Raw genomic sequence first — 15822 nt, 5'->3', positions numbered from 1 at the left:
GTCTAAATATAGTTAAATAATTTCTATATTTTTTTATAATTCTTTCATAAAGTGATTTATTTGATTGGAACAAAATAAAAAATTAATAAGCTCTAGCAAATAAAATAGTTTGATTAGCTTTTTTTTTAGTTACAGGACATATTTTAGTGATTAATTTTTGAGAAACAATAACTCTCGCTGTTGCTCCTGTATCATCTTTTATAATTTTTTCTGCTTCATTCTCATGTACGCTCATTTTAATATAACCTATGTTTATAATATTTTGTTTAAAATCTTCATAAGTTTTCGCTTCAAATATATTTTGATTCAAAAAATTCAAAGCCTTTTGAAACATTTCTGTATGAATTGTTTTTAATAAAACAGGGATTTCTTTTAATAATTTTTTTTCTTCAATTGTTTGTTTTTCAAAATTATATCTTGTAAATAATGTCAGTTTATTTTCTTGCAAATCTCTTAAACCTAATTCAATTCTTAAAGGGATTCCTTTTAATTCGTAATGACTAAATTTAAACCCAATATTTTTATTTTGATTGTCTAAAACAACTCTATATTTTTTAGATAATTTTTTATATAATTCATTAGCTTTGTTTAAAACTTCTGAGTTATGAATTTGAATCGGAATAATAACTATTTGAATAGGAGCAATATAAGGAGGTAAAACCAAACCTTCGTCGTCTCCATGAATCATAATAATAGCTCCTATTAATCTTGTAGAAATCCCCCAAGAAGTTTGTTCCGCAAATTGCGTTTGTAAATTATGATCTTGAAATTTAATGTTAAATTTTTTGGAAAATTTAGTTCCTAAATAATGGGAAGTACCAGCTTGAAGAGCTTGTTTATCGTGCATCAAAGCTTCTATAGAATAAGTCCATTCAGCACCTTTAAATTTTTCTAAATCTGTTTTTTTACCTGAAATAAAAGGAATAGCTAAAAGTTCTTTACCTAATTTTTTATATAAATTCAATATAGAAACGGTTTCTTTTATAGCTTCTTCTTTTGTAGCATGAACTGTATGCCCTTCTTGCCACAAAAACTCTTTACTTCTTAAAAAAGGTTTGTTAGTTTTTTCCCAACGTACAACATTACACCATTGGTTAAATAATTTAGGTAAATCACGATAAGAAAATATTTTTTTAGAATAATATCGAGCGAATAATACTTCTGAAGTCGGTCGTAAAATTATTTTTTCTGGTAACTTTTCATTATTTACTTCTTCAATCATTACAGTTTCAGGAGAAAATCCTTCAATATGTTCTTGTTCTTTTTGAAATAAATTTTCAGTAAATACCAAAGGAAAATAAACATTTTGATGATTAGTTTTTTTTAATTTTTTATCAACAAAATTTCTAATTGATTCCCACATATTATACCCATAAGGTAAATAAATAAAAAAACCTTTAATATCTGAATAATCTAGTAATTCTGCTTTTAAACAAATTTCTTTATACCATCTACCAAAATTAATTTCGCGAGGAGTTATTTCTTTAACTAATTTAGAAACTAATTTAGAATTTTTCATATTAAAATAAAGTCCTTTTTTACTATTTATAGCACAATTAATTAAAAAATAATATCAAAAAAATTAAAATTCAAAAGAAAACTTTTTATTTCAATAATTTAGAAAAAAGAGAAACTTGATCTAATATTTCCCAAGAAAATATATCATCATTACGTCCGAAATGTCCTTCACGCGAAGTTATTTGAAACAAAGGTTTTTTTAAATTTAATTTTTTAATTATACCTTGTGGGCTCAAATCAAAATTTTTTTCAATCTTTTCAAGAATTAAAGATTCTGGTATTTTATTAGTACCAAAAGCATTTATAAAAACACTAACAGGTTTAAATAAACCAATAACATAAGAGATTTGAATTTCACATTTATCACATAAACCAGAAGCGACAATATTTTTAGCTAAATACCTAGCCATATAAGCACCACTTCTGTCAACTTTAGAGGGATCTTTACCACTAAAACAACCACCACCATGACGAACTTCACTACCATAAGCATCTTGAATAATTTTTCTTCCTGTTAATCCTGCATCAGCTGAAGGACCTCCAATAATAAAACTTTTAGAAGGGTTAATATAAAAATTAGTTTTTTTATTTATCCAACGTGGATCAATTGTTGGTTCGATAATATATTTTAAAATTTTTTTTTGTAAAAATTCTTGAGTAATATTTTCTGTATGTTGAGCAGAAATAACAATAGAATCTATATAAAGAGGTTTATTTTGATCATCATAAACTAAAGTAATTTGAGTTTTACCATCTGGTCTTAAAAAAGGTAAAACTTTATTTTCTCTAACTTCAGTTAATTTTAAAGATAAATTTCTAACTAAAAAAAAATTTAAAGGCAACAAAAGATGTGTTTCGTTTGTGGCGTAACCAAACATTAAACCTTGATCTCCTGCACCTTTACTAACAATTTGTGTTAATTCAGTTGATTGCTCATGAATTAAGTTTAAAATAGATAATTTATGGTAACAAAAGTTCTCTTTTTCATTATCATATCCTATTTCTTGAATAACTTGTCGAATAATTTCTTCAATTTTTTCAGAACATATTTTAAAAGAAGTTTTAATTTCACCAAAAACAATAACTTTTTGTTTTGTTACTGCTGTTTCAATTGCTACTTTAGATTCAGGATCGTGTTGTAAAAAATAATCTAACAAAGCATCCGAAATTTGATCTGCTATTTTATCAGGATGTCCTTTGGTAACTGATTCACTACTAAATTTTTTCATTAAAAATATCCTAGTTTTACTATTATATTTTTGTTTCTTTTTTTAATTAAAAAAAGAAACAAATTGTTTTTTTAATTAAAAAAAGATTCAATAAATAGAATCTTTTTTAAAATATTGATTTTTTTATAAATAAATTAAACTAAAACAATATAACAAGCTTGTTCTCTGCCTTTAACTAATTTAATAAAAAATTCTACTTTATCATTTTCTTTTAATTTTTTATATTTACTATCTTGATAATGTCCAGGTAATGTTTCATTATTGCCTTCTATAATAGAATTTGAATGACAAAATAAATCATCTTCTGATTTATCTCTATTATCGATAAATTGTTCTATTTCATCGTTATCTAAAGAAAATTGTTCAGCAATTTCGTTATATGTAAATTCACCAATAGGTTTTACTGTTTTTATAAAACCAAAACCTTTAGTTACATCGAACCATTTTACTACGCCTTGGAATTTAATTTTTGTTCTGTTTTCCATTAATTAATTTTAAAACTCCTTTTTATATATATTATATAATTAGATGAAACACCTTTTTTATTATATAATAAATATTGATAAAATAAACATTATTTTATATCACGTTTTAAAAGATTTATTTATTATAATAAAATTATTTAGTGGGTTTAAATAGGTTGAGTTCCAAAATATGGAACCACCATGAAGTCACTAATTAAGTCAAATTGTTTATTAAAAAAAATAAACAGTTTGACTTTTTTCTTTTGCCCGAAATTATTTTTAAAAAATAATTTAGTTAAAAAAATTTTTTTAAATAGAAACTAAATTAAAAAGGTTTGAATATTTTCCTTTTTAATTTAGTTTGTGTGTAAAAGGATTTACACAAAAAAGGAGTAAATTATGAACCAAAATACAATCATTGAAACAAGAGACGAATACGGAGAAAGAATCGTTAAAGAATTTAATCAAGAAAAGAAATTAATTAAATTAACAACCTACTATTCATATCCTAACGAGGATAAAATTTGGCTTATTCAAGAATACCATCCTGAATACAGGCGCTCGCATTAAATTAAAACACTTTGATGTCATAGACCAAACCCTTAATTGTGTTTTTGAATACCATCCTAACATAAGAGACATAGTTAAAAGAACATTTTATCACTATGACGGTAAAAAAATTTTTTCTATTGAAGAATATAATCCGAAATCAGGATGCGGAATTACAACAACTTATTACCAAATGGATGGTAAAAAAATTGAGTACATTAACGAATATAAAGGACATAGATTAATTAAACAAATAAAGTACTATTCCGACGGTAAAACAATTGATTATATTACTGATTACCATCCTGAAAGAGGATACAAAATTAAAAGAATATGCTACCATCTTGACGGACAAATTAAAGCCATTGACAATTATGGCAATGAATAAATAAAAGAGTTAACAAAAAATGAACAATAAAATTATTCAAGAAAATGATGTTATCAAAGAATATAATTGCGATGATAAATTGATCAAAAAAATTTATTACGAAAAAGATGGTCAAACAATTACTTACATTGAAGAATACAGGGCGCCAAAGAGGCCTTATTAACAGCAGATTAACGAACTGCAACGCGTGATAATCGCGTAATTCATATCTTCGGTTCGCTAAACGAAAGAATAGCGGATTACAGCAGAAGATAAAAGCGGATTGAGGCGAAGTTAATAGCCAAGACGAGACCGCAAGAAGAAAGGATTTTTATGGATAAGCTCTGAAATGAGCCTAAATGCAATAAGAAGAGTAATTTCATAACCAAGTTGAAAGTAAATGAAACGACTTGCAAGATGGAATTAAATAGTTATTTGTGTTGACTATTTAGATTATCAAGAGGACTAAGAAACCTCTTTCTGGTATAAAAACCAACATCTTGACTCACCTAGCTAAACGGTATTTACCTATTTCATAAACTAATCATTTATGAATTAATGCCAAGGTCAGCATACCTAAGAAATCCATCGTAGTTAATAAGAGTAACTTGGACCTTCCTAAAAGTCAAGGTTAAACCTAAACCCGAGAGGTAAAAAGTCTTGGGGGACTCAAGGAAAAAGCAGAATCATAGTAGTCGTTGGAGCAAAACTAACATCGGAATATGTTAGATAATCGCCCAACCAAGGCGAAGGTTAATGACCTTTACAAGGCGAAAGAGGAAATAATATTTCGTGTTTAACGGCGTAGAAGGACGGTGACTATATGTTATCAAATGAAATTAACAAAATTTCTAAACTGACTACGCATTTAAACAGAATTGTGACGAAATCGAAAGAAAATAAGAAAGTACCAAGAACCACCTTTCAATGGTTAACCAATAATATGGAAAGCTATTATAAAGCCTTTAATAAAATTGCAACCAATAAAGGAGCTGGTACCGCTGGAATTGACTCACAAACCATCGATGGACTGACTTTAAAAACAATCCAAAAATGGAACGAGGAAATTAGAGAAGGAACATATGAACCCTCACCAGTGAAAAGAGTAGAAATCCCCAAACCTAACGGCAAAACGAGACCGCTTGGAATTCCAACTGTTAAAGACAGAACGATTCAGGAAGTTATAAGATGTCAGTTAGAAGCATATTATGAACCCAAATTCTCCGAAGATAGTTTTGGATTCCGTCCTGGTAAATCATGTCACGACGCTCTAAAACGATTCCAACAGAGATTCCAAGGCATCAACTGGTTCATAAAAATCGATTTGAAAGATTTTTTTGACACAGTTAATCATAAAATGCTAGATGAAATCATCGATAAACATATCACAAAATATAAAGTCAAAAGACTAATTGCTAGAATGGTTAAAAGTGGTGTCATGAAAGAAGGACAACACAGACCAACTCATTCGGGCACTCCACAAGGTGGTATTATATCACCGATATTATCTAATATCATGTTAAATGAACTGGATGGTTATATAAAGAACCTTAAAAGAGAATTATCAAAATTTCTTAAAACCAAAATAAATCCAATTTACATGAAAATGTTAAGGAAGATTGAAAAGGGAAAAGAGAAAAAACATAAAAATTTAGTCGCCAGATTACAAAAAGAATTGAAAGGAATTTGTCGTAACAAACAAAAACCAATTCGAATTGAATATATAAGATATGCAGATGACTTCATAATTGGAGTTAGTTGCCAAAGTAAAACATTACCCCAACAGATTAAGAAAATGGTAGTGGAATTTATTGAAGATAAATTAAAATTAAAGACTTCAATTGAGAAAACGAAAATCCAAAAGACGAAGAAAGGTATCGAATTTCTTGGATATGAATTAATGGTTAATCCAACCAAAGAGGAAATAAAAGAAAAGAATACTAAATCTACTCTTAACGGAAGACCACAACTTAAAATGAAAAGGAGTTTAATTGCGGAGAAAGCGAAAGAATTAAGATGGATAAACAATAATAATAAAATTATTCATAATAAATCTTTAGTAAGTTTTGAGAAATTAGAAATAATAAGGAATTATAAAGCCATATTTAATGGGATTGTAAATTATTATTCCTACATATCGAACATTACACAATTAGGCAAATGGTATTACTACGCAACATATTCACTACTAAAAACTCTTGGAGGAAAGGATAAAAGTTCAATCGCAACTGTCCGAAAGAAATATCGGATTGGGAAAAGTTTTGGAATTGAGTATGAAACTAAGACAAAACCCAAATATGATATTTGGCCTACATTCAGTTGGAGTTATGTGAAAGGACTAAGGAAATTTAAAAATAACAATTTGAATGACTTAGCAGTTCACGAGAATTCTTACCGAAGTAGAACCAAACTAACGGATAGATTGCAAGCTGTTAAATGTGAAAAATGTTATGGAGACGGATATCAACTTGAAATTCATCATACCAAAACAGTACGAAACAAAAACTGGCAAAGCATCAGAAACAAAGAAACAAAGATACTATGCAAAGATTGTCATCGTAAAATAACGAACCAACAAATAAAATCATTTGTATGGGTCAACAAAACACAAAAAACGAACAAATTATCCAAATAAAATAAATTTAAATCGTCAAAAACTAGAAATATTATAACCGCGGAATGCTTGGAAACTTGCTCGTTCCGTGGTGTGCGGGGCTAGTTTGTAATAAGGAGTAATTCTGAAACGCATCTAATCTATCGCGATACCCACTTACAAAAAAAATAATTCAAGAAACTTTTTATAACTCTGATGGTAAAACCGTTTTTGGTAAAATTTATTACGAAAAAGACGGCCAAACAATTCAAAAGATAGAGACTGATTAACAATTTTACATTATTTAAAAATAAAAAAAGGAGTTCAAGACCATGAAAAAAAGAATTTATGATAATGAAGAAATTTTAACATATTTAAAAAAATTAAAAAAATATCATATTCTTATTTCTTTAAAAGATGATAATGAAACTAATTTTAATACTGAAAAAAATATTTATTTTATCAATTACCAAGATTTAAAACAACTGTCTGAAATCAAAAATAAACCCTTTGAACTAAAAATAACAGATCAAATCAACCAAAATTATTATTTCCATCAACAACAAAAAATTCTTCAAGTCCATCCTCATCTTTATCACAAACAAAGAACAAGAGATTATTGGTTAGATTTAAGAGATGAATTGTTAGGAAGAAATAAAAGAAATTAAAATGAAAAATGATTTAATAGAAAATATTTTCCAAACAATAAGAGCAGCACTTCAACAAGATTTAGAATTAAAAAATTATGCTTTTGACGATGAAGATTTATTAACTGTACATCAATATTTAAAAGCTAAAAAAGATTTTAATCCTTTAAAAGATAGTTACCAACCCATTTTAAAATTAACACCTTATGTCCATATTGTTTTCAAAGAAACTCAACATGTTCATCAAAAATATTTAGAAATAGAGATTTCAAAAAAACATTATTTCTTTCAACAAAATATTAATTTTGAAAAAATAAAAGGTTTAACCATTAATAATTTAATTTCTTATCGTCAACAACATAATATTGATAGCATTTTAAAAAATTATTTAACTTCTTATCAACAAAAAAAGAGTTTGTTTTTATACGGCGAGTTAGATACTGGGAAAACTTTCTTTTTCAAATTGTTGATGAAACATTTTTTAAATCATCAAAAAAATTTTTTATTTATCTTTATGCCTGATTTTATCCGTCAATTTAAATTAAATTGGTATGACGAAACCACAGAAAAGAAAATGAAAATCTTATCCGAAGTTGAAGTTTTATTATTAGATGATTTTGGTTTTGGTACGATGACAGAATATTTTCGTAATGATATTTTGTTATCTCTTTTAGAAACTCGCCATCATAATAATCTTCCTATCATCATCAATACTTCTTTAAATCAAGAAGAAGGGCGCCAAAGAGGCCTTATTAAGAGCAGATTAACGAACTGCAACGCGTGATAATCGCGTAATTCATATCTTCGGTTCGCTAAACGAAAGAATAGTGGATTACAGCAGAAGATAAAAGCGGATTGAGGCGAAGTTAATAGCCAAGATGAGACCGCAAGAAGAATGGATTTTATGGATAAGCTCTGAAATGAGCCTAAATGCAATAAGAAGGGTAATTGATTAACCAAGTTGAAAGTAACTGAAACAACTTGCAAGATGGAAATAAATAGTTAAATTCTTCGACTATTTAGATTATCAAGAGGACTAAAAATCCTCTTTCTGGTATAAAAACCAACGTCTTGACTCACCTAGCTAAACGGGATTTCCCTATCTCATAGACTAAACACCTAGAGTAAATGCCAAGGTCAGCATACCTAAGAAATCCATCGTAGTTAATAAGAGAAACTTGGATCTTCCCAAAAATCAAGGTCAAACCTAAACATAAGGGGATAAAAAGCCTTATGGATTCAAGGAAAAAGCAGAATCATAGTAGTCGTTGGAGCAAAACTAACATCGGAAGATGTTAGATAATCGACCAACCAAGGCGAAGGTTAATAACCTTTACAAGGCGAAAGAGGAAATAATATTTCGAGTTTAACGGCGTAGAAGGACGGTGACTATATGTTATCAAATGAAATTAACAAAATTTCAAAACTGACTACGCATTTAAACAGAATTGCGACGAAATCGAAAGACAATAAGAGAGTACCAAAAGCCACCTTTCAATGGTTAACCAATAATATTGAGAGTTATTATAAAGCCTTTAATAAGATTGCGACCAACAAAGGGGCTGGGACCGCTGGAATCGATTCACAAACCATAGACGGATTGACTTTAAAAACAATCAAAAAATGGAATGACGAAATTCGAGAAGGAATATATGAACCTTCACCAGTGAAGAGAGTGGAAATACCCAAACCTAACGACAAAACGAGACCGATTGGAATTCCAACTGTTAAAGACAGAACGATTCAGGAAGTTATAAGATGTCAGTTAGAAGCATATTATGAACCGAAATTCTCGGAAGATAATTTTGGATTCCGTCCTGGCAAATCATGTCATGACGCTCTAAAACGATTCCAACAGAAATTCAAAGGTATCAACTGGTTTATTAAAATTGATTTAAAAGATTTTTTTGACACAGTTAATCATAATATTTTATATGAAATCATCGACAAACATATCACAAAATATAAAGTCAAAAGACTAATTGCGAGAATGGTTAAAAGTGGCGTCATGAAAAAAGGACAACACATACCAACCCATTCAGGCACTCCGCAAGGAGGAATTATATCGCCGATATTATCTAATATCATGTTAAATGAACTAGACAGTTATATAAAAAACCTTAAAGGAGAGTTATCAAGATTCCTCAAAACCAAAGACAATCCAACTTACAGGAAAATATTAAGGAAAATTGAAAAGGGAAAAGAGAAAAAGGATAAAGAATTAGTCAAAAGATTACAAAGAGAATTGAAAGGAATTTGTTGTGACAAACAAAAATCAATTCGAATTGAATATATAAGATATGCAGATGATTTTATAATCGGGGTTAGTTGTCAAAGTAAAACATTGCCCGAACAGATTAAGAAGATGGTAATGGAATTTATTGAAGAGAAATTAAAATTAAAGACTTCAATCGATAAAACGAAAATCCAGAAGACAAAGAAAGGTATTGAATTTCTTGGATATGAATTAATGGTTGAGCCAACCAAAGAGGACATCAGAGAAAAAAATACCAAATCCAGTCTTAATGGAAAACCACAACTTAAAATGAATAGGAACTTAATTGCGGAGAAAGCAAAAGAATTAGGATGGATAAATAAAAATAATAAAATTATTCATAATAAATCACTGTTAAGTTTGGAAAAGTTAGAAATAATAAGGAATTATAAAGCTATATTTAGTGGCATAACAAATTATTATTCCTATATCTCCAACATCTCCCAATTAAATAAATGGTACTACTACGCAACGTATTCACTACTGAAAACTCTTGGAGGAAAGGATAAAAGTTCAATTGCAACTGTCCGAAAAAAATATCGAATTGGAAAAAGTTTTGGAATTAAATACGAAACCAAAACGAAATTCAGATATGATATTTGGCCTGCGTTTAGTTGGAATTATGTAAAAGGATTAAGGAAATATCAAAAGATAAACCTAACCCCTAATGCAAATAGCTACAAAACTAAAACCAAATTAACGGATAGATTGCAAGCTGTTAAATGTGAAAATTGTCGAAAAGATAGAAAACAACTTGAAATCCATCACACGAAGACAATACGAAACAAGAACTGGCAAAGTATCAGAAACAAAAAAACGAAAATACTATGCAAAGATTGTCATCGTAAAATAACGAACCAACAAATAAATACATTTGCTTGGTTCCAGAAAACACAAAAACAAAACAAATTATCCAAATAAAATAATTTTAAATCGTCAAAAACTAGAAATATTATAACCGCGGAATGCTTGGAAACTTGCTTGTTCCGTGGTGTGGGAGGCCAGTTTGTAATAGGAGTAATCCGAAACGCATCTGATCTATCCCGATAATGAACTTGCAAAGTGAAAAAGATAATTTAAAAAACTTGTTAACAAAAAAAAACAAATCTTCAATAAAGCACTACCTAATGAAGCAGAAAAAACAGCTTTAACTCAAGAAATTCAAGCGTTAACAGCCCAATTAGCACAAGAAAAAAAGGTTGTGGAAGAGAAAAAAGAAGCGTTAGAAGAACAAAAGATAGCTATTGAAACTTTAAAAACAGAATTGGAACGACAAAACCAAGCTGTAGAACAATTAACCCAAGATTATCAACGAATTCAAGAAGATAAAGATAACAAAGAACAAGAATTAAAACATAATACGAATTTAACCGAACAAGAAAAAGAAGCTCTAAGAAAAAAAATTAAGGAATTAACAACTGATTTAAACACTAAAGAAACAAAAATGAACGCTCAAAAAGAGATTTTAGCCCAAGAACAACAAAAACAAAAAGAATTAACAACAGTTTTAGAAACAATGCAAACAGAAATCAAAACCCTGGAAGAACAATTTCAACAAGAAAAACAAACTTTAGAGGCGAAAAACCAAACTTTAACTATTGATAAAACCCAATTAGAACAAGAAATTCAAGAGATTAAAAAGAATTTAGAAGAAAACAAAATTTTCATTAACAATAAAAACCAAAGAATTACCCAAGACGAACAAAAAATGAAAGATTTAGAAAACAAATTACAAACAAAAGAGGAAGATTTGAAACAACTTCAACAAGAAATTCACAATAAAGAAAACGAATTAATTAACAAAGAAAACCGCTTAATAGAAGCAAACAACCTTTCTACTCAAGAAAAAGAATTATTAACTAAAGAAATAAACCATTTAAAAGCCCAAATTACGGCTAATCAAATTCATTTCGAAACGCAATTACTTCTGAAAGACGACCACATTAAAAATTCAAAAGAAAAAGAAACATCTTTAAAAGAACAATTACAAGGTAAAAAAGAAGAAACAAAGAATTTAAGAGAACAACATGAAAAAACTTTAGCTGAAATCAAAGAACAAATCACAAAATACCAACAACAAATTAAAGAATTAGAAATCGAAACTACTAATTTAAAACAACAAATGCAAAAAAATACCGAAAAAAGTCAACAATTAAAGAATGATTTAATCAAAAAACAAAACAAAGTAAACAAAGTAACAACAAATTTAAATGAACTACATCAAACGAAATACGCTTTAATTAATGAAGAAAATGCTTACCAAAAGTGGCTGAATAATTCTGAAATTAAAACTGGTACTGATGGAATGATATCTGACGAAGCAAGTTGGGCTAAAATTAAAGATTTAAAACGTTATTATTCACCTGAACCTTTTGAAATAATAGTTGATGACAAAAAATACGACAGCCAAATAGATCATAATGGCAATTATTATGTTAAGTTTGACAAATATAATAAGTATTTTTATTTCAAAGACAAAGCAGATCAAAATTTAGATAAAATCCAGATAGATTGGAGACCTGATTGGGATCAGAAGGTACAAAGTAAATATACAATAATCAAGTTCACCAAAAATTTAAGTTTAACTCCGCCTCCTGTAACTAATTTCAAAATACAAGAAATAAAAAGAGTCAACGAAGCAATAACAAACACAACCTCAGAACAACAAGAATTACAAAAAGAACTTAAGAAATTAATTAAACAACAACAAACAGATAATCCTGGTTTACAAGAAGCAATTCGTCAAAAAGAAGCTCATATTAAAAAATTAAAACAAGAACAACGAGAATTAGAAACAAAAGAAAAAGGATATCAAACCAATATCCAACAATTAGAAGAAGAAAACGCTAACTTAAAAGCAAAATATCATAATGACTTAAATCAAGTTAACCAAGAACTAGCAGCCAAAACAAAAGAAAATAATGAATTAATCAATGATATCCAACAAATAAAAGCGGACTTAGAAAAAACAGGGAACATTGACCAAACACTAAATGAAAAATTAAAACAAAAAGAACAAGAATTAAAACATACTCAAGAGAAAGTTAAGCAATTAGAAAAACACGAACAAGAATTAAAAACTATTATCCAACAAAAAGATGAAGAAATAGCCCAATTACAAAAAACCATTGAAGAACAAGCAACTGAAATTAATCGTTTAAATCATGAATTAAACCAACAAATGCAATTATACGTAGAACAAGGCAAACGCATTCAAAATTTAGAAGGAACGATTAAAGGGTTAGAAGACGCTAATAATAGTTTAGGAATTGACAACGCTGAATTAAACCAAAAGATTGAAGAATTAAAAGAGGAATTAAAAAAAGAGAAAGAGGCGCATGAGAAGACGAAAAAGGATTTAGATATGCAAGATACATTATTAAAACAGAAAACAAACAAATATGATACATTAACAACAAAATACACAGACTTAAAAGACAAATGGGATTTTAACAAAAAAGCAGATAAGGTAATGAGGGTAGGCCATATAGCAGCTAGTTTTGTACCAGGAGGTAATGCAGGTCTACAATTGATTGATTCTGCAACACGAGATCTTATATGGGATCAAATTAAAAATTGGTGGTAAGAAGATTGAAAACATAAATAAAACAATGTTTATGTTAAAATAAAACTATATAATTCATTATTTAAAAAAAGGGGTTTTATTTATGTTTAAAAACAAAAAAATTAACATTATTATGTCTATCATCTACTTATAAATATTATTTATATGTTTTATTATTGCGTATATAAAAAATAAACAAAATGCTAACAAAATAATTCCTATTCCTCAACCTCAAATTGAAACTAAAAAAGAATGGTTTGAAGCCAGACAAGATAAAGATTTTAATCCTATCTTCGAAGAATATCTAATTGATGCAAAATCAAATATAATGTTAAATTGGAACAAAGATGGGAAATATAAAGATATATTATCTTTGTCAGACTCAGTTTATGTTTTTGGAACACCAATGATCGACAGAACTTATACTTTTTTTGGATTCAATGGTCTAAATAAATGTCAATATCCAGAGAAAGTACCTAGTGAATTAGGTGCTTTTGTTAAAAATAAACCTTTTAGTGAATGGTGGGCTCGAAACGATTCAAGTATGAGAGACCGATATAATGTGTTTCAACAGGTTTCTGTAAAATATGATAATGTTAAGGATAATTCTTTGTTCACATTAAATAATATAAATAGAAGTGGTGTATGGATAAATCATAATATAGATAACAAAGAAACAGACCACATTAAGATTACATATGACGGACCGAAATACATCTTAGATACTGATCAAGATTGGTATTTATGTAAAATAGACATGCCTAGAGAAGATTTTCTTGGTCGTTCTATTTGGCCTACAACAGATAAAGAAAGAACCAAAACCTACTTCCTCCACTTCAACCCTGTAAAACAATATATTACTTTATACACGGAACCAATGAATACTCAGCAAGATAAATAACATTTAAATAAACATTTAAACAAAAAAGGAGTCCAAATAATTAAAAAACCATTTTCTTAAATAAAAGTAATAAAAATAGTTTATAATAGAAAAGCTAAACGATTTTATTTAAGAAAACGGATAGAAACGAGTATTTGATGGCTTTAAAAAGAAATTTTTATTCCTTTGAAACGAAATTGCAAGTAGTTTTTGCTAAAAAAGAAGGGATGAGAAGAAAAGACATTCAAAAGAAATTTCAAATTCGTAGTACTAGACAAATTGATCGTTGGAGTCAATGGTTTAATAATCATCAAAGTTATCGCCTGCAACAAAAATTAGGCCATACATACTCTTCGAAAACAAGTATTCAATACCAATCTCATTCTCCTTTTATCATTGAAATCAAACAAAAAGTTAAAAAATTGTTAAACAAAAGAAAACAATCTAGACATTTTTATTTAAACATCATTAATAAATATAAAAATAAAATTGCTTTAACTCAACTGACAAAAATCTTAGGGATTTCCAAAAATTCTTATTATCATTGGTTAAAACAACAAAATCAACCGCCTTTTTTAACTCCTTTAGATAAAGCTATTCAAAACCTTTGTGCTCAACACCAATATTACAATAAAGAAGGTCAAAGTTTTTATCTTTGGGGTCATCGAAGAATTTATCAAGCTGTCAAAAAACATTTTCAAACGAATTTAAAAGAAATTTATTTAAAAATGAAAAAACTAGGTTTATTATGCCAAACTTTGAAAAATAAATATGTCAAACGCGAAAGAAAAATCCATTATTTACCTTATTCTAGTTTCAATTTAATCAAAAACAATTTTCAAGCTTCTCGTCCTTATCAAAAACTATGCACTGATATTACTTATTTAACTTATGGGAAAAATCAAACACTTTATTTATCAGTCATTATGGATTTATATAACCGTGAAATTGTTACTTATAATATCGGTTCTAAAATGACTCATGAAATGATGATCCAAACTTTAAAATCTTTGCCTCAATCTTTAAAAGGTTGTTTGTTTCATTCAGACCAAGGAAGCCAATATACTTCGAAAGAATGGCAAAAAGCCCTGCAAGCGAAAAACTTTATTCCTAGTTTCTCAGAGAGAGGTCAACCTTCACAAAACGCCTGCATTGAAGCTTTTTTCGGCAATTTAAAAGCAGAGTTTCTTTATCTTGAAAAAAAAGAACTCTTAACCAAAGAGTTTTTAATGCATAAAATTCCTTTATTTATTCAAAATTATAATCAACACCGTCCTTTAGCTTATTTAGGTTATTTATCGCCTTTACAATTTAAAGCTCAAAATATTAATTAAAAGAAAAGTTCTCAAACAATATAATTTGAGAACCTTTAACTGTTGGTTAAAATTAATAAAACCTCTTTCAAAGAGGTTTTATTAATAGAAATTATTTTTTTTAATTTTAAACATCATTTTAAACAATTCTTTTGTCAAAATCATTATTATGGTTTCAAACAACTTCAAAACACCTTCTATAAGGCCTCAAACAGCTAAAATAAGCGAGATTTTTTTGATTGCAGTAGGAAACATTGATTTGCGGTTTAGTCGCCGCGATATTTTTATCTTTTTTTTAATTTTATAAATATTTAATCTTAATAAATACCTAAAATACATAATATTTTATTAAATTTTTATAAATATTTCATGATTTTTTTACAAAAAAAAGATTTAATGTTTGATTTGTTAACATTAAAATC

The 15822-nt window shown here is 28.0% G+C and carries 13 protein-coding genes; 10 read left to right on the top strand and 3 right to left on the bottom strand.

Going from position 1 to position 15822, the window contains the following annotated elements; all coding sequences use genetic code 11:
* Positions 1 to 82: 82 nt before the first annotated feature.
* From proS to Q2306_RS01325, 3 genes are all read right to left on the bottom strand, one after another.
* Positions 83 to 1519 carry a proline--tRNA ligase gene (gene proS, locus Q2306_RS01335; RefSeq protein ID WP_323847515.1) on the bottom strand — a complete coding sequence of 479 codons (1437 nt, stop codon included), beginning with the start codon at positions 1517 to 1519 and terminating at the stop codon, positions 83 to 85.
* Between the two features lie 85 nt (positions 1520 to 1604).
* Complete coding sequence (gene metK / locus Q2306_RS01330; protein ID WP_323847514.1) at positions 1605 to 2747, bottom strand: methionine adenosyltransferase; 1143 nt, start codon at positions 2745 to 2747, stop codon at positions 1605 to 1607.
* A gap of 134 nt (positions 2748 to 2881) precedes the next feature.
* Positions 2882 to 3232: a cold shock domain-containing protein gene (locus Q2306_RS01325; protein ID WP_323847513.1), complete on the bottom strand. Its 351-nt coding sequence runs from the start codon at positions 3230 to 3232 to the stop codon at positions 2882 to 2884.
* Between the two features lie 378 nt (positions 3233 to 3610).
* On the opposite strand from Q2306_RS01325, the gene Q2306_RS01320 reads away from it, so the two are divergent.
* From Q2306_RS01320 to Q2306_RS01275, 10 genes are all read left to right on the top strand, one after another.
* The gene (locus Q2306_RS01320) at positions 3611 to 3781 is read left to right on the top strand and encodes a hypothetical protein (protein ID WP_323847512.1); all 171 of its coding nucleotides are present in this window, start codon (positions 3611 to 3613) and stop codon (positions 3779 to 3781) included.
* Entirely contained in the window at positions 3711 to 4148 is a 438-nt protein-coding gene (locus tag Q2306_RS01315) for a DUF2963 domain-containing protein (RefSeq protein WP_323847946.1), read from the top strand. The genes Q2306_RS01320 and Q2306_RS01315 overlap by 71 nt, the downstream gene beginning before the upstream one ends.
* 19 nt (positions 4149 to 4167) lie before the next feature.
* The gene (locus Q2306_RS01310; protein ID WP_323847511.1) at positions 4168 to 4311 is read left to right on the top strand and encodes a DUF2963 domain-containing protein; all 144 of its coding nucleotides are present in this window, start codon (positions 4168 to 4170) and stop codon (positions 4309 to 4311) included.
* A 639-nt stretch (positions 4312 to 4950) separates the two neighbouring features.
* Positions 4951 to 6762 carry a group II intron reverse transcriptase/maturase gene (ltrA, locus tag Q2306_RS01305; RefSeq protein WP_323847510.1) on the top strand — a complete coding sequence of 604 codons (1812 nt, stop codon included), beginning with the start codon at positions 4951 to 4953 and terminating at the stop codon, positions 6760 to 6762.
* Between the two features lie 290 nt (positions 6763 to 7052).
* Positions 7053 to 7388 (top strand): hypothetical protein, encoded by a 336-nt coding sequence (locus Q2306_RS01300; RefSeq protein ID WP_323847509.1) that lies wholly within the window; start codon positions 7053 to 7055, stop codon positions 7386 to 7388.
* Between the two features lies 1 nt (position 7389).
* A complete protein-coding gene (locus Q2306_RS01295; protein WP_323847508.1) occupies positions 7390 to 8151 on the top strand; it encodes an ATP-binding protein in 762 nt (253 codons plus the stop codon).
* Positions 8152 to 8760: 609 nt separating this feature from the next.
* The gene (locus Q2306_RS01290; protein WP_323847940.1) at positions 8761 to 10563 is read left to right on the top strand and encodes a reverse transcriptase domain-containing protein; all 1803 of its coding nucleotides are present in this window, start codon (positions 8761 to 8763) and stop codon (positions 10561 to 10563) included.
* A 280-nt stretch (positions 10564 to 10843) separates the two neighbouring features.
* Positions 10844 to 13228: a hypothetical protein gene (locus Q2306_RS01285; RefSeq protein WP_323847939.1), complete on the top strand. Its 2385-nt coding sequence runs from the start codon at positions 10844 to 10846 to the stop codon at positions 13226 to 13228.
* Between the two features lie 307 nt (positions 13229 to 13535).
* A complete protein-coding gene (locus Q2306_RS01280; protein WP_323847938.1) occupies positions 13536 to 14108 on the top strand; it encodes a hypothetical protein in 573 nt (190 codons plus the stop codon).
* 137 nt (positions 14109 to 14245) lie between these two features.
* Entirely contained in the window at positions 14246 to 15421 is a 1176-nt protein-coding gene (locus Q2306_RS01275; RefSeq protein WP_323847937.1) for an IS3 family transposase, read from the top strand.
* Positions 15422 to 15822 lie beyond the last annotated feature (401 nt).

The sequence above is a fragment of the Phytoplasma sp. genome (assembly GCF_035187685.1).
Taxonomy (GTDB): Bacteria; Bacillota_I; Bacilli_A; order Acholeplasmatales; family Acholeplasmataceae; genus Phytoplasma.
The sequence above is the reverse complement of the archived record's forward strand: the minus strand, read 5'-3'. Positions and strand labels throughout refer to the sequence as shown.